This is a genomic window from Sporosarcina luteola (assembly GCF_007991495.1).
Classification (GTDB): Bacteria; Bacillota; Bacilli; order Bacillales_A; family Planococcaceae; genus Sporosarcina; species Sporosarcina luteola.
This window is the reverse complement of record NZ_BJYL01000007.1, coordinates 35,203-54,196: the sequence shown is the minus strand read 5'-3', so window position 1 is coordinate 54,196 and position 18,994 is coordinate 35,203. Positions and strand designations below refer to the sequence as shown.

At 44.4% G+C, this 18,994-nt stretch carries 21 protein-coding genes, 2 pseudogenes and 1 other annotated feature; all 23 genes and pseudogenes read right to left on the bottom strand.

Translation table 11 applies throughout. The annotated features are described in order from the left end of the window. Positions 1 to 9 precede the first annotated feature (9 nt). Entirely contained in the window at positions 10 to 1,014 is a 1,005-nt protein-coding gene (ruvB, locus tag SLU01_RS03330) for a Holliday junction branch migration DNA helicase RuvB (RefSeq protein ID WP_147055336.1), read from the bottom strand. Positions 1,015 to 1,047: 33 nt separating this feature from the next. Then, positions 1,048 to 1,653: a Holliday junction branch migration protein RuvA gene (gene ruvA, locus SLU01_RS03325; protein WP_147055334.1), complete on the bottom strand. Its 606-nt coding sequence runs from the start codon at positions 1,651 to 1,653 to the stop codon at positions 1,048 to 1,050. 131 nt (positions 1,654 to 1,784) lie between these two features. Continuing rightward, positions 1,785 to 2,651, bottom strand: a complete 867-nt coding sequence (locus SLU01_RS03320; protein WP_147055332.1) for an aminoglycoside phosphotransferase family protein — start codon at positions 2,649 to 2,651, stop codon at positions 1,785 to 1,787. Positions 2,652 to 2,658: 7 nt separating this feature from the next. Beyond that, positions 2,659 to 3,906 (bottom strand): LysM peptidoglycan-binding domain-containing protein, encoded by a 1,248-nt coding sequence (locus tag SLU01_RS03315; protein WP_170232564.1) that lies wholly within the window; start codon positions 3,904 to 3,906, stop codon positions 2,659 to 2,661. Positions 3,907 to 4,087: 181 nt separating this feature from the next. Further along, entirely contained in the window at positions 4,088 to 4,969 is an 882-nt protein-coding gene (gene pheA / locus SLU01_RS03310) for a prephenate dehydratase (RefSeq protein ID WP_147055329.1), read from the bottom strand. Between the two features lie 145 nt (positions 4,970 to 5,114). Continuing rightward, positions 5,115 to 5,570: a transcriptional regulator ThrR gene (gene thrR / locus SLU01_RS03305; protein ID WP_147055326.1), complete on the bottom strand. Its 456-nt coding sequence runs from the start codon at positions 5,568 to 5,570 to the stop codon at positions 5,115 to 5,117. A 46-nt stretch (positions 5,571 to 5,616) separates the two neighbouring features. After that, entirely contained in the window at positions 5,617 to 6,915 is a 1,299-nt protein-coding gene (gene obgE, locus SLU01_RS03300) for a GTPase ObgE (protein ID WP_147055324.1), read from the bottom strand. 12 nt (positions 6,916 to 6,927) lie between these two features. Next, entirely contained in the window at positions 6,928 to 7,446 is a 519-nt protein-coding gene (locus SLU01_RS03295; protein ID WP_170232563.1) for a Spo0B domain-containing protein, read from the bottom strand. A gap of 200 nt (positions 7,447 to 7,646) precedes the next feature. Continuing rightward, entirely contained in the window at positions 7,647 to 7,937 is a 291-nt protein-coding gene (gene rpmA / locus SLU01_RS03290) for a 50S ribosomal protein L27 (RefSeq protein WP_041075331.1), read from the bottom strand. Between the two features lie 12 nt (positions 7,938 to 7,949). After that, the gene (locus tag SLU01_RS03285) at positions 7,950 to 8,276 is read right to left on the bottom strand and encodes a ribosomal-processing cysteine protease Prp (protein WP_147055320.1); all 327 of its coding nucleotides are present in this window, start codon (positions 8,274 to 8,276) and stop codon (positions 7,950 to 7,952) included. Between the two features lie 6 nt (positions 8,277 to 8,282). Continuing rightward, on the bottom strand, positions 8,283 to 8,591 hold the full coding sequence (rplU, locus tag SLU01_RS03280; RefSeq protein ID WP_147055318.1) for a 50S ribosomal protein L21: 309 nt from the start codon (positions 8,589 to 8,591) through the stop codon (positions 8,283 to 8,285). A 13-nt stretch (positions 8,592 to 8,604) separates the two neighbouring features. Continuing rightward, positions 8,605 to 8,678: a sequence feature (ribosomal protein L21 leader region), on the bottom strand. Positions 8,679 to 8,720: 42 nt separating this feature from the next. Beyond that, entirely contained in the window at positions 8,721 to 9,335 is a 615-nt protein-coding gene (locus SLU01_RS03275) for a site-2 protease family protein (protein ID WP_147055316.1), read from the bottom strand. Next, positions 9,332 to 9,883 carry a M23 family metallopeptidase gene (locus SLU01_RS03270; protein ID WP_147055314.1) on the bottom strand — a complete coding sequence of 184 codons (552 nt, stop codon included), beginning with the start codon at positions 9,881 to 9,883 and terminating at the stop codon, positions 9,332 to 9,334. Before SLU01_RS03270 ends, SLU01_RS03275 begins: the two co-directional genes overlap by 4 nt. A gap of 305 nt (positions 9,884 to 10,188) precedes the next feature. After that, positions 10,189 to 10,986 (bottom strand): septum site-determining protein MinD, encoded by a 798-nt coding sequence (gene minD / locus SLU01_RS03265; RefSeq protein ID WP_147055312.1) that lies wholly within the window; start codon positions 10,984 to 10,986, stop codon positions 10,189 to 10,191. Between the two features lie 2 nt (positions 10,987 to 10,988). Beyond that, complete coding sequence (gene minC, locus SLU01_RS03260) at positions 10,989 to 11,660, bottom strand: septum site-determining protein MinC (RefSeq protein ID WP_147055309.1); 672 nt, start codon at positions 11,658 to 11,660, stop codon at positions 10,989 to 10,991. 21 nt (positions 11,661 to 11,681) lie between these two features. After that, entirely contained in the window at positions 11,682 to 12,200 is a 519-nt protein-coding gene (gene mreD, locus SLU01_RS03255) for a rod shape-determining protein MreD (protein WP_147055307.1), read from the bottom strand. Then, positions 12,197 to 13,093: a rod shape-determining protein MreC gene (gene mreC, locus SLU01_RS03250; RefSeq protein WP_147055305.1), complete on the bottom strand. Its 897-nt coding sequence runs from the start codon at positions 13,091 to 13,093 to the stop codon at positions 12,197 to 12,199. Before mreC ends, mreD begins: the two co-directional genes overlap by 4 nt. A 19-nt stretch (positions 13,094 to 13,112) precedes the next feature. After that, on the bottom strand, positions 13,113 to 14,129 hold the full coding sequence (locus SLU01_RS03245; RefSeq protein WP_147055303.1) for a rod shape-determining protein: 1,017 nt from the start codon (positions 14,127 to 14,129) through the stop codon (positions 13,113 to 13,115). 236 nt (positions 14,130 to 14,365) lie between these two features. Then, a pseudogene (locus SLU01_RS03240) lies at positions 14,366 to 14,572 on the bottom strand (JAB domain-containing protein); the annotation flags it as partial. A gap of 105 nt (positions 14,573 to 14,677) precedes the next feature. Next, a complete protein-coding gene (locus tag SLU01_RS03235) occupies positions 14,678 to 16,489 on the bottom strand; it encodes a reverse transcriptase domain-containing protein (RefSeq protein WP_147055301.1) in 1,812 nt (603 codons plus the stop codon). A gap of 558 nt (positions 16,490 to 17,047) precedes the next feature. After that, positions 17,048 to 17,524, bottom strand: a pseudogene (gene radC / locus SLU01_RS03230) (RadC family protein); the annotation flags it as partial. Positions 17,525 to 17,544: 20 nt separating this feature from the next. Next, positions 17,545 to 18,150, bottom strand: coding sequence for a Maf family protein (locus tag SLU01_RS03225; RefSeq protein ID WP_147055297.1), 606 nt, complete (start codon positions 18,148 to 18,150; stop codon positions 17,545 to 17,547). 96 nt (positions 18,151 to 18,246) lie between these two features. Continuing rightward, a complete protein-coding gene (locus SLU01_RS03220; protein WP_147055295.1) occupies positions 18,247 to 18,927 on the bottom strand; it encodes a hypothetical protein in 681 nt (226 codons plus the stop codon). Positions 18,928 to 18,994: the final 67 nt, after the last annotated feature.

The window sequence follows — 18,994 nt, the reverse complement described above, 5'->3', positions numbered from 1 at the left end:
AAAACCAATTTAATTTGTTTGTTCAGGTGCTTGGTAACCGAAATGTTCATACGCAAGTCCAGTCGCGATTCTTCCACGGGGTGTTCTTTGGATGAACCCGATTTGAAGCAAATAGGGTTCATAGACATCCTCAATCGTGACGGATTCCTCACCGATGCTTGCAGCAATCGTGTCGATGCCGACAGGGCCGCCACGGAATCGCTCAATCATGCTGATAAGCAATTTATGATCAATATTGTCGAGCCCATGTGAATCGACTCTCAGCATTTCGAGCGCTTCTTTTGCAATGCTCATCGTAATGTTGCCATCGCCTCTCACTTGTGCATAATCACGCACTCTGCGGAGCAAGCGGTTGGCAATTCGAGGTGTGCCCCTTGACCGTCTCGCGATTTCCACAGCGGCATTTTCATCAATCGTGACGTCGAACAAACTCGCGCTTCTTATAACGATTTCTTTCAAAGGACCTTCTTCGTAATATTCAAGACGGAGCGGTACGCCGAAACGGTCGCGCAGCGGTGCAGAAAGTGATCCTGCTCGAGTTGTCGCTCCTATCAGCGTGAATGGCGGAAGGTCAAGACGGATGGATTTGGCAGAAGGTCCCTTTCCGACAACAATATCGAGACAGAAATCCTCCATGGCGGGATACAGAACTTCCTCTATGGCTCTGTTCAATCGATGGATTTCGTCAATGAACAGGACATCTCCCGGTTCCAATGAAGACACGACTGCGGCGAGATCCCCTGGTCTTTCGATCGCAGGCCCGCTCGTCATTTTAACGTTGACATCCATTTCATTTGCGATGACGGTCGCGAGTGTTGTTTTTCCTAGACCAGGCGGCCCATACAAAAGGACATGATCTAAACTTTCATTTCTGCCTTTAGCGGCTTGGATGAAGATGCTCAGATTGTCTTTTACAGTCTCTTGTCCAATATACTGTTTTAGCGTCTGGGGACGCAACGATTGCTCAAAGCTATCATCGAAATGTGACTGTTCACTTGAAATGACACGTTCCATGCCTGTCCATTCCTCCTTCCGGTTCAGCTAACATTATGTTTGTTTTAATAGCAAGCGCAGGGCAAGTTTCATATAGCCTTCCGTATCCAAGTCTTCCTTTTGCAAATCCCGTTTCACTTTAGTTAATTCCCGTTGTGAATAGCCAAGTGCCTCCAACGCGAGGATTGCTTCTTCCATTGCGCCATTTTCTGCCATTGAAAGAAGGGTGACTTCCGTATCAGGCATTTCGATTTCAGTAAATAAATCACCAAGTTTCCCTTTTAAGTCAAGGATCATCTGACGTGCGGTTTTTTTACCGACCCCAGGGAATTGGACGAGGAATGTTTCATCTTCTCTTTCGATTGCACCTATTACTTGGGACGGGATGCCGCTTGCTAAAATAGCAAGTGCACCTTTCGGGCCGATGCCGGAAACGGTGATAAGTTTTTTGAACAGTTCCCGCTGCTCCAATGTTTTGAAGCCAAGCAGCGTGTTGCTATCTTCCCGGACGTGTAAGTATGTGAAAACTTGTTGGATTTCCTCCGTTTGGTGGAATGCATACGGATTTGGCGTCATAATCTGCCAACCGACACCACCTTGGTCAAGAGTTATGTATTCCGGCGTCACTCGAGTGACAATCCCTTTTATATAATCATACAAGTCATTCTCCCCCTAAAGTATAGAAACTATTATAGCATACGAACGGATTTTCTATCTACAGAAGTGGATATGTAGATGTATTGCGGCAAACAAAAATAAGCCGCTGATGAGGCGGCTTTGCTTCGCTTCAATTACATCATCCGTTCTACATCATACCAAAGCTTTGGCCATGAGGAGAGGGCGGTTTCTGTGAATGGGATGAGCTTCCTTGCAAGATTATCCTGCTTAACCGGGGGCAAGCTCAAAAGATACAGCCACTCCCTTAACAATTCATTCGGATAAAGCAGCATCGATTTCGAGGCACTGTCTAGATTATTCAGAGCGGCTTGTTCCGCAAACAAGAATTCAAGATTGTAACCGATGTTCGGAAGGACCCGATGCATCCAAAGAGCTAGTTCGGTTCCTGGTGGTCCCGTACATGCAAGATCGAAATCGATGAAACGGATTAGTCCGTTTTCATCACGGAGAATATTGTGGTGAACGATATCTCCGTGAAGCAATGTAAAACCCGAAAGCTCCCTCTGCTTCTTTTTTAAAATAGGAAGGGCTTCCTGTCCGAAAAGAATAATTTCATCAACAGCCCTCTTCCCAATGTAGTTCTCGCAAAGCAGACGTTTGTCGATGAAACGATTTAATCTTTCTTGCCATTTGTCAAGAAGCTGATATCTATGCAGATATGGGGAGGCGTCCCAATCGATCTGCTCCTTGGTCATATGCAATGCTTGAAGAGCCAAAAATGCATCTGTCCGATCGATTCTTCTTCTGAAATTGACCGGCTTTGTCCCTTCAATCCATGGTTGCATGATAAATAGTGGATCTTCCGTAGGCATCAAAGGTACGATATGTGGAAATTGGATTGCTTGAAGCTGCCGGTGGACATAGTTCACTTTGACAGCCGTTGATCGGTGGCTATATTTCTTTAACGAATAGGCCGATCCACCTTCCACCAATTTCCACACGTTCTCTTTTACTTTCCGGATATTCTTTTCCAGCGCCATACGCCGGTCAGCACGAACCGCAATCGTTATTTTGCATCGGGTTGAACTGTTGCATCGGCTGCATTTGCATTGGATACATTTGCATTGGATGCATCGGCATAGGCATTTGCATCGGCATTATATGATTCGGATGCATTCCGCCCGCAAAAAATCCTGGGTGAGATGGGCATCCACAATGATACACCGGTTGGTAACATTGACTGAATGCGAAAGGTTCTTGTGGATACATCATGCCATATGGATTTGTTTGATATTCCGGTGACATCATTTGAGGAATATATGCCTGTTCAGGCGGGCAATGGACAACATGCTCCGGCGACTCATGCTGAGGCCACATCGGAGACTCCGTCAACTCCCATCCTTTAAACGGATAAGGTGGTGCAGCACCATCGCCTCTTCCAGGATAAATCGGTGATTCTTCAAAGTCTTCCACTTGCTCTTGTACATCGATTGACGGCGGCTTTGTGCCCAACTGCGCAGGGAGCATTGGCGTTTGCGTTAAAGGCATTTGCGGTACTTGTGGCATTGGTGTTTGCGGCATTGGTGACGGACTTGTAAAGCCAGGAAACGCCATTGGGTAACAATCCGCGTCATAAATCGGCATCCAACCGCACGGAACCGGCATTATCGGCGGACAGTAAGGCGGCATATGGTGCGAAACCGGCGGCATTGGTATCGGCACTGGCGGTTGCGTTGGTGGCGCCGGTTGTGGCGGTGGTGTTGGAATTGATGTTGACGGCGGTAATGATGGTTGTACTGGCAAGTTTGGCCGTGGCGGTTGCGGCACTGGGACTTGCGGTTTTTCTGGCGGCTTAGGAGCCGGCGGTTTTGGTGTTGGCGCTGGTGGTGTTGGCACTGGCGGTTTTGGTGCTGGTGTTGGTCTCGGTGCTGGCGTCGGTGGTGATGGTGGTCTCGGTGCCGGTGTTGGTGGTACATTCGGCTGAGCAGGAGGTACATGTGGTTTTTCCTGCGGCAACGGAATTGGCGGCTTTACGGGTTGTGTCGGCTTCTCCTGTGGTAAAGGTTGGTGCGGCTTCTCCTGCGGCAACTGTTGACCCGGTTTTTTATCGGGCTTCTTGTTCATCCCCGGTTTCTCTTCGGCCTTTCTAGCTGGTAAGAAAATCTTCATGCCCGGTACAATATAATCCGGGTTTGCCAAATGGGCATTCACTCTTTTTAAATCTTCAAAAGGGATACCGTACTGTCGAGCAATCTTCCACAACGTATCCCCTTTTACAACAATATGGACATCCACTAACAAAATCCCCCTTCCATCAATCCATCGTATGAACGAACGCCCGTCTATGTGACGTAAATTCGTGAAAGGCGCCCTCTCTCTTACTATGTATATTGTAAAAAGGGAACTATTATTCATTCTAATAACAAAAGAATAGCCCGGTTTCAGAAGTCCCGATATATAAAAAAGACCATCCACACTAGCGGGAAGGTCTCTGTTCGAACGTATAATATGTACCGAATGAGCGAACTGTGCAATTTAGTGCAGCAAGTTCTTCAAGTGCACCTTTCATCATCGGATCACTTTCGTTTTCCAACACATCTATGATGAAAAAATAATTTCCTAATCCAGTTTTCATCGGCCTTGATTCAATTTTACTTAAGTTAAGCCTACGCCATGCGAAAACCGATAATATTTGGTGGAGCATCCCAGAACGATCATCCTCAGGCAGTTTCACCATTAACGTCGTTTTCGGAGTTTCCGACTGGCCCTGTACGTCCAAATTTCCTTTACGTAATGACAATACAACGAAGCGGGTATGATTGAAATGAAAATCATGTATATTCTCTTCTGCAATATGTAGGCCGTATTTTTCAGCCGCCAAACGATTTCCGATAGCCGCAATGTTCAGTTCAGGGTTTTCAGATACATATTTGGCTGCGGCAGCTGTCGATGTTGTTTGCATCAATGGCGTACGGCGATAATGGTATTGCAAATATTTATGACATTGTGCAAGCGCATGTGGATGGGAATGCACCGATTCGATTTTATTCCAGTCTTCCTTCCGTCTTTCATTCACCATTAGATGCTGTTCGATTGGAGTCGAAATTTCAGCGTTGATGAATAACTCGCTACCGTGAAATAAGTAATCGATCGTCATCGGCACTGAGCCTTCCAATGCGTTTTCTAGAGGTACGACTGCATAAGCGACATGTCCCGCAGTTACTGCCTCTATACAATCAGGAATCGTTGGTTGGGGCACTAAGCCCTCGCTTCCAAAAAGGATTTTTGCTGCCACATGAGTAAATGATGCCTCAGGCCCCAAATAAGCGACCGTCGGCTTATAATCCACTTCTGTCATCTTCATTCCCCCCAAAAATTGATTACATCTAGCTCCGAGTGGCAGCTGCTCGGGTCACTTCGGTCTTGAAGCTAAAGGCAAAGAACGCCTTTCGTTCAAGCCCTCCAGTGCCTGTCGCAGCTAAACGCCACTCTCCGCTTTAGCTTTAAAGTGCACCCGAGCTGATCAGATGGACAGAGTCTATGAAATTCGGTGCTTTCAACCTTTGCATGAACTCCTCCATCTTCATTTCCATTTCGGTTACATCTAGAGACAATGTAATGTTTGCGCGTCCTTGCACCGGTATTGTCTGATGGATCGTCAAAACATTGCACTTCGCTTCTGATATAATTTTCAGCAATATTGCAAGCGACCCTTTCCGATCCTCCAGTTGGATGAATATTGTCAATACACGTTCACGGGCAATCGATTCGAAAGGGAAGACAGCGTCCTTATATTTATAATAAGCGCTCCGGGACAAGCCAACCCTTTTCGTCGCTTCTTGGATCGTCTTTTCTTCCCCACTTGCCAACAGCCTTTTTGCTTCCAACATTTTCAGCATCGATTCCGTGAGCACATCTTCTCGAACGAGATAAAACTGCCCTTCCCCCAATGGCTTCATTAAATGCCTCCTTGCCTACAAGTGATTCAACAACCAGACCCTTGTCCTATTCAAGGAATTCAAATTCGAAATCAAGGATACGTACTGTGTCTCCATCTTTCGCTCCGCGTTCGCGAAGAGCATCATCTACACCCATTCCACGCATTTGACGCGCGAATTTACGGACGGATTGATCGAAGTTGAAATCAGTCATTTTGAATAGACGTTCAATTGTATAACCGGAAAGGACAAAGGCACCGTCATCATCACGCGTAATTTTGAAGTCAGCTGTTTCTCTCTCGTGCTTATAAAGAACAGAACGGTTTTCATCCATATCTTCATCTTCGATTTCATGCATTGGGAACTCGGGTGTCGTTTCAAGTAGATCCGTAACTGCGAATAAAAGCTGATCCAATCCTGTTCGGGTAATTGCCGAAATCGGGAAAATCAATGCCTCTTCGTCATTAAGCTTCTCTTTGAACAACTTGAGATTCTCTTCTGCATCAGGCATATCCATCTTATTTGCGACAATGATCTGCGGACGCTCCATCAGGCGAAGGTTATATCTTTCCAACTCTTCATTAATTGTGAGGAAGTCTTCATAAGGGTCTCGCCCTTCTAATCCTGACATATCGACGACGTGAATGATGACGCGTGTCCGTTCGATATGACGCAAAAACTGATGACCCAGGCCAATCCCTTCATGCGCTCCTTCAATAAGGCCAGGCAAGTCTGCAAGGACAAATGTCTGTCCATTGTCTAACTCCACCATACCTAGATTCGGCACAAGCGTTGTAAAATGATAATCGGCAATTTTCGGTTTTGCTGCTGAAACGACGGATAATAAAGTAGACTTTCCGACACTTGGGAAGCCGACTAATCCGGCATCTGCAAGCACTTTCAGTTCAAGTGTTATTTCCCTTTCGACGCCCGGCTCACCTTTTTCGGAAAGTTCAGGTGCAGGGTTTTGCGGTGTTGCAAAACGCGAGTTCCCTCGCCCCCCACGTCCACCTTTCGCGATGACTGCAGTCTGACCGTGCTCGACAAGATCCGCAATAATGTCACCTGTTTCCACGTCTTTTACAATTGTGCCCGGCGGAACTTTTACGACCATGTCCACTCCGCCTTTTCCATGCATGTTTTTACTTCCTCCATGCTCTCCTCTAGGAGCTTTGAAATGGCGTTGGTAACGGAAATCCATAAGCGTTCGCAAGCCTTCATCGACGATGAAAACGACGTCTCCGCCTTTTCCGCCATCCCCTCCGGCAGGTCCTCCGTATGCGATATATTTCTCGCGTCGGAACGCAACCATTCCATCTCCGCCATTGCCGCCTTTTACATATACTTTTACGTGATCGACAAACATTTATTTTTCCTCCTATTGTCCACTGAGTGTGAACGTCCATTGCTCATCTTTGCATATTTTACTCACTTGAAATCCTTCGACCGTTTGAGATTTTAACGGTATTTCCGATAGCGGACCTTCAATTGTCAATTGAATTGACCATTCGTCCTGAGTGGCCCCTACGTCTATATGAACGATATATTCTTCCAATGGATCAACGACCTTTTCAATCGCACAGATCAATTGTTCCAAATAATCCGCGACAGCATAGTCCTCTGCAACTCGATTACCCGCGACTATATTACATTTTATTTTTTTCGAGAAAACTGTATGGTTCCATTCGAATGTACTAAGCCACACTTCTGTTTTAGGCATGTGCAGTTTTTCCAGCATCGATATATGGCGCATGCGCTCCGTCGCTTCCAACAATGTCCTACGGGCATTAGGTGTATCTTCAAGATCCATGTAAAGAAGCATTAGCTGTAATTCGTTCAAAAAATCATGGCGTGCAAATTTCAATGCTTTTCCAACTGTCAGTTTTTCGGTTTCCATTTTCTCACCGCCAAAATGTTTCATACTAAACAGTATAGCATTTTGGTTATGAGTTACGCCAAAAAATAAAAGACATACTGCTAATATGATATCGGATTGCCGCTACAGGCGCGCGCTTTAAACCTGGCCAAGTAACTAAAATAAAAATCAAAAAGGACTGCATGGTTAGATGCAGTCCTTTCAATGTTAGTGTTTTAACATTAAGCTTCTTGAGCTACAGGGTATACGCTAACTTTTTTCTTGTCGCGGCCAAAGCGTTCGAAACGAACTACGCCGTCAACTTTTGCAAAAAGAGTATCGTCCCCGCCGCGGCCAACGTTTTCACCTGGGTGAATTTTTGTTCCGCGTTGGCGATAAAGGATAGAGCCGCCAGAAACGAATTGTCCGTCAGCGCGTTTTGCGCCAAGGCGTTTCGATTCGGAGTCACGACCGTTCTTTGTAGAACCTACCCCTTTTTTCGATGCGAAAAACTGGAGATCCAAACGTAACATAAGTGCCACCTCCTATCGGTTGAAAATAAGTTTTATATGTTGCCCGTAATCTTGTTCAATCGTCTGTAATGAAACAATCATCGCCTTCACGATCAATTGGATTTCATCGTCTTTCTCCGTTACTGGAAATTCCACTTTCAAATAACCTCCGTCAGATCCTTGATGGATATCCGGTGTTATGCCAGTGAGTGCGATGACAGCATTGACGGCTCCGAATGAAACCGCAGAAGCGCCTGCACAGACGAGGTCTTTTCCATGTTCAGCGAAATCGGCATGGCCTTTCATCTCAAAAGAGCTGATACGGCCGGATTGTTGTTCATTAATAATGATTTTGATCATGCCGGCTTACGCGTTGATGCCTTCGATGACAACTTTCGTGTATGGCTGACGGTGACCTTGTTTTTTGTGGTAGTTCTTTTTCGGCTTGTATTTGAAAACCGTGATTTTCTTGCCGCGGCCATGCTTAACGATTTTACCCGTTACAGAAGCACCTTCCACGAATGGAGCGCCGACTTTCACGTTTTCTCCACCAACGAATAGAACTTTGTCAAATGTTACAGTCTCTTCAGCTTCACCAAGAACTTTCTCGATGTAAACCTCTTGACCTGCTTCAACTTTGATTTGTTTTCCACCAGTTTCAATGATTGCGTACATACTTGCACCTCCTCTTTAGACTCAGACTCGCCTTCAAAGGTGATCCATACGGATGCTTGTACCTTATCAGTGCGGTTGCAGTAGCACGGGTGCTACAAACAATAACATTAAAATATTACCATGCACAAGTTATGGCGTCAACTGTTTTCTTTTTAATTGCTCATAGGCTTTTTCATATTTCCGGAACTTGTACGCGGCTATATTTTGGATTAGTAAGAATAACGCTAACGCGATTGCTAAAGTGGTTTTTGGTAATCCTATAAGGAGAGATAAAATGATCACTATTAGAATAAAAATCGAATAGATTAAAAATGCGGATCTCACTTTGTATTTCGTCGCATCCGTCTCCAAAATCGCATTAATAGCCTGTCCACCGTCAAGCGGCAGGATAGGCAAAAGATTCAACATCAAAATGGCTATTTGAATACGTATGAACTGATCATCACCTGGAAAAGAAATGATCCATGCAAGCAGAAGGAGAATTGCTGTTGCTACGGGCCCACCGAGGGCAACTAGTACTTTTTGTTTTTTCCCGTAGAGATGTCGATCGGGAATTTGCAACTCTCCTCCGTAGGGCATTATCGTACATGAACGGATTTTCATGCCAGAAGCCCTTGCCGCAATGATATGGCCTGTCTCATGGACGAGTAGTGAAATGAAGATAAGTGCGTAGTATGCGAAGCCGCCCGTGACGATTAACAATAGGAATAAGGGTGCCAATACGGGATGAAGGCGGAGCTTCATTTAGTGTCTTCCGAGAAATAGGTAGCTAAGATTTCAGCTTCCAGCACGACCCCTTCCCGCTTCACTTTCAAATAGATCGCTTCTTCACTCATCACTGCGAGCGTGTCCCCCTTTTTTACAGTCGAATAGGGAAGTTTCTCGAACGAACCGACAAATCCGTATGTCACTTCATCGCCATCTTCATAGAGCACGGTAACTGTTTTTCCCGATTGCCGAGTGAATCCCGTGAATACGACAAGCCCATCTCCTTGCGCAGTTATCGGCATTGCATGGGTATATGAAACGATTACACCGTCCTTGTAAGGCTGCATTGATTCGTATGCCGCAAATGGCAGCTCTTCTACAGGATCTGCTGACACTGTAATTTTATCATTTTCGTTTTCGCCGATGATGGAGGCAACCCACTTTTTCATAACGATGAAGTCTTTGCCGGTTGTAATATATTGGGTAACCGGTTTGTTGATGAATCCTTTTTGTTCTAATTTGGCAAAGCCGAATACGCAAATTGCTATGATGATCGCAAGCATCCATTTTGTTTTCCATTTCACCCCGCCACACCACCTTTTTTCTCAGTATATGACGGGAGTACCATGAATATTATGGGCAAATGCCCGACCTATGATGTTTATTGCAAGGGATTAAGGAATGGCCACAGGATCTCCACTTCGGGCGGACGCTTTCCACGGGCGTCGCATCAGCCTCCTCACTCCGCTATGCTCCGTTGCGGGGTCTTCGACTGACGCTTTTCCCGCAGGAGTCGCCGCCCTCCGTTCCAATCCTTAATAAATTTTCAATATATTATTGCCAGAATAATAAAAATAAAAAAAGAACCCCTGGAGTCAAGGGTTCGGTTTTATTTAGCGAATAATGATTTTAGTTTCCCAAAGAATCCAGGCCGTCCTTCGTCCAAGGACATGAGTGGTACGGATTCTCCTAGAATACGTCGGGCGATGTTTCTGTAGCCGATTGCCGCGGGGTTGGATGGATCCATGACGACCGGTTCTCCTTTGTTGGACGAAGAGATGACATTTTCATCATCCAAGACGATTCCGAGAAGGTCGATGGATAAATGAGTCGTGATCTCATTTACATCGAGGGCGTCGCCGCTATTGACGAGGCGGCTTTTGATTCGATTGATGATCAGCTTTGGCGGCTCGATGTCTTCTTGTTCAAGCAAGCCGATGATCCGATCTGCGTCTCTTACCGCAGAGATTTCCGGTGTTGTGACGACGATGGCTCGATCTGCGCCTGCCACAGCATTTTTATAACCTTGTTCGATACCAGCAGGACAATCAATTAAAATATAATCATAGTCCCTTTTTAACTCGGTGATCAGTTCTTTCATTTCTTCTGGTTTGACGGCATTTTTATCTGTTGTCTGAGCTGCCGGAAGTAAAAAGAGACCGTCCTCGAAACGCTTGTCCTTGACGAGCGCCTGATGGATTTTGCATCTGCCCGCGATTACATCGACGAGATCATAGATGATACGATTTTCAAGACCAAGGATGACATCCAGGTTGCGAAGACCGATATCCGTATCAACGAGACATACTTTTTTTCCTTGTAGAGCCAATGCAGTTCCAAGATTGGCGGATGTTGTCGTTTTACCGACTCCACCTTTTCCAGACGTTATTACGATTGCTTCTCCCACACTTAGCTCCCTCCTTTAAATGTAGACAGATTAGGCCGGAGAATCCGAAGCTCCTGTAAACGGTCGATGGCAATGAAACCATTCGGATGTATGTATGCACATTCCATCTCGGGATGTTCTGACAAAATTGTCAGCTCATCAGTCATCGTTTCCAGCTTATCCGCTATCATCAAATGCGTGGCCTCAAGCCATGAAGCGGCAATTACTGCTTCTTCATTGCCAGTCGCCCCCGCATGTGCGATCCCTTTCAATCTTCCTAATATATAAATGCTCCCAGCCGCAACGACCCGGCCGTTCGGATTAACATCGCCTATTACAACGAGATCACCATCTGCATTTACGACTTGTCCTGAACGGACGATTCCAATATACGTCTCCGACTGCTTCTCCAAAACTTTGCGATTGCATTCTTCAATTGAAATCACTTCGCTTTGAATTTTGGAAACTCGTAAATGCGGTGATTCGTGAACGACATTCATGATTTCTTTCAATTCTTCTTCATTGCAAAAGCGATTTCCGATGTGGACTTTCACTTCGGCAAGCCCTTCCAGACTGTTTTCGCTCACTTTATTGCGGAGTTCTGCAATCATGTCCGAATAAGCGCATTTGTCGTCAAGTCGGAGAACAAGTCCGTCTTTTGTCCCTTTTATCGTTACATAGTGCTGTTTCGTCATTTGCGTCCCTCACAATTTTGTTTATATTCCGGCCTTTTGCAATCCTCTTTCATTGGTCAGACGCTTGAACAAGTAGCCGAACATGCCGACGAAAATTGAATTCGCAATCATTGTCGGCATCAGTCTGCTGACAACGAACTCTTCGAAACCGATTGCAGTCAATGCAATGAGGCTTGCGAAGAAAAACGAGAGCAATTCAAGCAGTGCGACCATAACCAACGACAAGAACATTACAGTGATGACATGGCGATGGACTTGCCGGATAATCAATGCTGCAAGATAGCAGATGACCGGATATAAAAAAGTATATACTCCAATAATATCAATGTGATACATATCATACAAGAGTCCAAGTATGATTCCATAGATGATTGCTCGCTGGCGGCTATAATAGACAGTAATGAAAATAAGATAAACAATAACAAACCTGGGGACTAACGTATACTTTACGTCAGCGATCATCACCGGTGAAAAAAGGCTGAAGACCGGTTCGAGGAAAAATAATATGACAGCAATAAGAGGGATTATGAACCTGATCACGATCCATCCTCCCCCTCTTCTTCCTCATCTGCAACGACTCCATCCGTACCGGTTGCAGGGACGAGTGATCTTTTCGCCACCATGACATGATCCAACATACTGAAATCGGCAGCAGGGCGGATATACGCCAATTTCGTCAACCCATAATCATCGGTTGAAACTTCCGTCACTTCTCCGATTAACAATCCCTTTGGAAAAATGCCGCCGAGGCCTGATGATTCGACTAATTGCCCTTTTTTCACATCGAAATTAGAATCGATTCTCTTCATGATTAATTCACCACGATCCCGATCATATCCTTCAATCAGACCGAAAATGGATTCTTCTCCAGGGATGACCGCCGCCACACGAAAGTCCCGGTTCTCTGTGGAAAGCAGTTCGACAGTCGCCCTGAATGGGGTGACGAGAACGACTTTGCCAACGAGGCCGCTCGACGTGATAACCGCCATATTCTTCTTGACGCCTTCGACCTCACCTTTGTCGATGATGATTTTCTCTTCCCATTGGTCGGGATTTCGTGAAATAACGGTAGCTTGAACAGGTTTGTAGTCACGCAGACTGTCTTCCTTGCCGATGATTTTCCTTAGTTTTTCATTATCTGCCTTCACATCTGTCAGCTCCGCTTGTGTCGAAGCATATTCTTTCAATCTCGCCTTCAAATGCTTGTTTTCTTCATATGTATTTAATATACCATCGATTTTATCCAAAGTGCCGGTAAGAAAATGAGCCGGTTTCGAGAATAACGATTGCCCGAAACCGACAACATCTTTTACTATTTGTTCTGGAAGGGTGGCGTTCTGCCTGTCTTTTAAAGAGAATGAAATCAATGCCACAAGGACGATGACGCCCACAAGCAATAAAATCAACCGTTTATTTGAAAAAAATCGCGGCATTGCCTAAATCCTCCCTCATTTACCTAACTTGCATCTTTTTAATCACTTCAAAGTTATCAAGCGCTTTACCTGTACCGATTGCTACACAATCCAGCGGATCTTCCGCTATGAAGACAGGCATATTCGTTTCGTCCGAAATAACCTTGTCCAAGTTTTCAAGTAATGCTCCCCCGCCTGTCAATACGATTCCGCGTTCCATAACGTCCGCAGAAAGTTCAGGTGGTGTTGCTTCCAATGTCTTCTTGACGCCTTCAATGATTTGTGAAATGGATTCACGAAGCGCTTCAACAATTTCATCTGAAGAAACTTCCAATGTTTTCGGAAGACCTGTCAATAAATCACGGCCTCTGATTTCCATTTTCTCAGGTTTATTAGAAACTTTTGCTGAACCAATTTCAATTTTGATCGCTTCGGCTGTACGTTCACCGATCGTCAAATTATACACTTTACGGATATAACTAATGATTGCGCCATCCATCGAATCTCCTCCGACACGGATTGATTCGCTCGTTACGATGCCACCTAAAGAAATGACAGCGACTTCCGTCGTACCGCCACCTATATCGACGACCATACTTCCCGTAGGTTCCCAAACCGGCAAATTAGCACCGATTGCCGCCGCAAATGGCTCTTCAATTGTGAAAGCATCCTTAGCACCAGCTTGTCTAGCTGCGTCAATGACAGCGCGCTGTTCGACAGAAGTGATGCCAAATGGCACACAAACCATCACATTCGGCTTTTTCCAAGCACTGCCTGCAGCTTTTGTCGCTTCTTTCATATAATGCTCGATCATTGCTGTCGTAATTTCGAAATCTGCAATGACGCCATCCTTCATCGGACGAGTCGCCACGATAGACCCAGGAGTCCGTCCAATCATATTTTTAGCCGCTGAGCCGACTGCTACGATTTCATTCGTAATTGTATTTTTTGCAACAACAGAAGGTTCTCTTAGAACAATCCCTTTTCCTTTAATGAAAACTAATGTATTGGCTGTGCCGAGGTCAATCCCGACATCTCTTGCTCCTAATCCAAACAAATTTGTTCTTCCTTTCTATTCGACCGCTTGTATATGGTCTCTTTAAAATCATACACCACATTATAACGGATTGGAGAACAAATTCACAGTGTCAATAGCAATACACATCATTTTGATGCTATCGCCACCTTTCGTCAGGGGTCCTCAAATATCGGGAAATCCCCATTGGCAAGCAGGGAGAAGCAAGTATATGCAGTTATTTTTCTATTAAACGATACCAATAAAGGATTTAATTGCTAGTTCATGTAACCCTTTTCCTTCAAACTGATGAATCGATGATCACCGATAATAACGTGATCAAGAAGTTCAATCCCTATAATATTGCCAGCTTCTACGAGTCTTTTTGTGACCTCGATATCTTCCGGAGATGGCGCCGGATTTCCGCTCGGATGGTTATGCGCGACGATGATCGAGGCCGCGGAGCGTTTTACGGCCTCCCGGTAGTAGGGTGAGAACCCGGTGCCTTGGTATATTGCTATACTAGGTTTCCAAGAACTCCCCTCCAAACCGTACGTACTCCTCTCAGAGTATACGGCTTTCCATTTACTTTAATCTAACTTGCCATTATGCAAATCATGATGGCATGATACACATAACGCCATCGTTTTACGTCTACGGGCGATCATTCTTTGCTCCCATTTTTTCTTGCCTTGTAAATCTTTTAATTTGCGAATGTGATGCATCTCAAGCGGAACACCTGATACAGCACACCATTCACACTCTTCGGCAAGTAAACGGTCAATCATGCTAGTTCGCCCTGAATAAACTAATGTATTCTCGACTGTATCAACACTTGGTTGGTTAATTTCATCGTTTTTTTCCATTCGTTGCATTGTAAAGAACGCAACCTTACTGCCTTCTTTTGTTTGATATCGGACGCCAAATTCCCCGTTAATACTAAATTTATTGATGGTTTTACTAACGGTCGATTTATATTTATTCGCATACGTTTTAATCATGCTATACTTCATCGTCTGGCGGAAAGACTGTAATACATGCACATTACTGGCCAAACGATAGTAATTGTAATAGCCTTCAATTTCTGCGTTATACGTACGTATAATCTCTAGGTCGTCGTTATGCACCAAATAAGGTCGATGTACTGGTTTCCAACCGTTGTTAGGTCCTATTTTTAACGCATTTAACTGTACTAGTTTCTGAATATATTTTTCATGAGGAACAAAAAGTTTTGTCTGATAATTAAACTTGCGTTTTTTTGTTCCATTTGGCATTTTCATTCGGTGCCAATCTCTGACAACCCGAATGTCGTACCCAAGAAAACGGGCATTTTTCTTGCTATGCGTAATCAATGTCTTTTCAGCACTTAATTCCAACTTTAATTGCTTTTTCAAGAATAAGGTAAAATCCTGCTTAATTTGTTCAGCTTCCTTTTTACTTCCGATAACGCCAAGTATAAAATCATCCGCATAGCGGACATATTTCAGACGGCGGTAGTTTGGATCAAAAAGGTCTTTACTATCATGGCTTTGCAGTTCCTTATAAAGGGCTTTTAATTCCTTTAAGCGTTCCTTCTTTTGCACTTCGGACAAAGTCGCCCAATCACGTTTATTTTTGTTTTTACGATAGTTAATCTTGGATGCAAGGTTATGATAATTTAAGTTGTGTATCCGCTTGTTACCTTTGTTATAGCATTCAATATAGTGTTCCACATATTTATCGAGTTCATTTAAATAGATATTCGATAACAGAGGACTGATAATTCCACCCTGTGGGGCACCACTATATGTTTTATGGAATACCCAATCTTCCACATAACCCGCTCGAAGAAACTTCCAGATTAGATTGATGAATTTTTCATCACGAATCCGTCTACGCAAAATGCTAACTAACACGTGATGGTCTATATTGTCGAAGAACCCTTTAATATCACCCTCAATAAACCATCTTGTCCCAGTAAACGTATTACGAATCTCTTTTAACGCTGTATGACAGCTAAGATTTGGTCTAAATCCATGAGAGTGTATCGAAAACTGTGGTTCATAAATGCTTTCAAGCATTCGCCGAACAACTTCTTGGATTAGTTTATCCTCAAAAGTAGGAATACCAAGCGGTCTTGTTTTTCCATCTTTCTTAGGGATATACGTCCGCCGTGCTGGATTTGGTTGATACGTTTGATTTTTTAATTTCTCAATGAGTTTTTCAATACGCTTTACACTCATACCATCAATCGTATCGTCATTGATACCTTTTGTATTGCTGCCCTTATTTTTATACAGTTTCGCATACGCTTCAAAATAGAATTCTTTATTGTACAGGTTACGATATAGTCGTTTAAATACGTAGTCTTCATCTTTTGCTATGGCAGTTAGACGATTTAATACTACTTTTGGAATTCTCATAGAGCCTCCGCTCCTTCCCAATTTGGTATTAACGCTGTAAACTGCTCCCCTTCGCCATGTACTAGGCTTTCCCTAGCTCGGACTACTACGAGAGCTCCGTTACCTTATCAGATATTCAGCATCAATTATGCATAGCCTAAAAGGCATTCTGACTTAGGTAATCTCCATTTAGATTTATAGAAACATCGCATGTATGATGTCGGATGTGACGTTCGCTCGTTACTTTTATACGAAAGTTAGGTGAAATGGTATCATATCGTCTTTCTCGAAATTTATAAGAAAGATGCACATTTCAAATAGCGTAAATCATTGCCTCCCGCTAAAGGTCCCCGTAGTCCCCCTTGAGCTATCATTCAAGCAGTTTAGCTTTCATCCTCGTTCATACGTTTCATCTTGCCGTTCAGTCGTGCTTTGGCAATTAAGCAACTTACGGCTTTTTCAACATGCTACACTCCCTGTCCGGTTTCCCTTTCAGATAAGTTGACTAATGATAAGGGTAAAGCGTTATGATATTCCCTTACTGTTTTGCGAAAACAGATTTTCTATAAGTCCTTATGGACGCACAATTTCACGTGGATGAACGATGGATGAATTCAGACTGCCGATAAAGACCGTCTGTTTATGAAGCACTTCATTTTTCACATTCAGGAAGAGGACGACGAAATGTTCCTGTAATAAGGAGGACATGTCCGTCATCAAATAGGCGGCAGCGTCTTCAGGTGACTTAATGACATAGCGGCCTTCCGTATGCTTCCGATAAATCCTTTTTCCGAGTTCAACAGCAGCCAAAATTTGGACCGCTTTCGCTTGTCCAATGCCGTTCACCGCCATCATTTCTTCAATGGTCGCATCCTTCAAGTCCTGAATTTTATCAAATGTCTTTAATACACTGTTCGCTAGCATTAACACGGATTCTTCCTTCGTGCCTGTCCGAAGAAGAATGGCGATTAGCTCTTGGTTTGACAAGCTCACTGCCCCTTGGCGGATAAGCCTTTCACGTGGTCTATCCGCGATATGTACATCCCGGATCATCATCTGCTTCTTCACTTCAACAGTCAAGGACTCTCACTCTCTTTCAAAACGAGCAAGTCCTCGCGACGCAATATTTCCACCAATTTCGATAAAGGCAATCCGACAACATTTAAATAGTCGCCGTCTATTTTCTCAACAAGCAGAGCTCCAGCAGTTTGGATGCCATACCCTCCCGCCTTATCCATCGGATCGCCGGAATTTACATAGGCTTTGATAAGACCCTCGTCCAACTCCTTGAATGTCACTTTCGTTTCAACGGAGAAAACGATTTCTTTGTCCTTCCCTTTGATGCATACACCTGTGAAAACGGAGTGGGTTTTGCCGGAAAACTGGTTCAAAAATTGCTCGGCTTGCTCCGCTGTTGCAGGCTTTGGATACACCGCATCTTCAAATACAACTATCGTATCCGCAGCAATAATTAATGCGTCTTGTTTACGTTCCGCTACAGCACTCCCCTTTTTGACCGCCAGCTTTTGAACGTAATCCTTGAAATCCCCATCAATCAATTCCACGTTTTCGTCGACATTGCTTGGCATTGAGTCAAACGGTATGCCTAATTTTTCTAAGAGTTCTCGCCTGCGCGGCGATCCGGATGCTAAAATAACTGGTCCGTTTACTGTGAATTCCATTTGAACTACCTCCTTTTTTACTATCATACTTAAGAAGGTGCCATTTGGAAATTTTCATAAATTCGACTTAATTGGGTTATCCCCCGTTTTTTGGCCTTAAAAATTTATATCGACACAACCATCTTTATGCGAGTAATGCGATAGTAATTGTAACCGAACGACCCTTAAATCCGATGTAAACGCGGTTACAGCGACCAAATTCTTGCGGAAGTCGGCAATTTTTTCATCTTCATTTCCATCGTCCGTAGAAGTAGTCATAATTTTAATTTGCGATAATTCCGTCTCGGATAACGCCTTCCTTAATTGTCCCGCACCAACGGAAGAACAAGAAGACATACTCGCGAAAAATGGTTTCCGGAACGTCCCTTCGTCTTCGCTCACTGCTATTTCTTCCTCAACAATTCCGACAACGCTCCATACATAAAACTGCCCCTCCGCTTCCACAACCGCTGCTTTTGCCAAGGCTGGATCTAACGCCACAAATTCCTGCGCCGAAGCTGCCGAAGAGAAGACACCATGCTGTTTTGCGAACAACTTTAACGCGTCCCCGTCTATTTCTCCTCCCGCTGAAACTGCGGGACCTGAAGCAGGGGCCTTCTCGGACTCCAGCGGTGGATCGACTGCCACTACATCACTTTCTACAGCCTTTTCCTTTCCTTTGCCATTCGTTCCGACGATAATGAAGCCTACGATTGCCACTGCTGCAATGCCGATAAGGACACCATGGAGCATCGCCGCTGCCACGGTTATTTTTGTATACTTTTTTCTGAACTTCATGCCAGTCCACCCCGTTTTTAGTAACCGTATCAAAACGGGAATGAAAAAGAACAAGACGTGTGTCGCC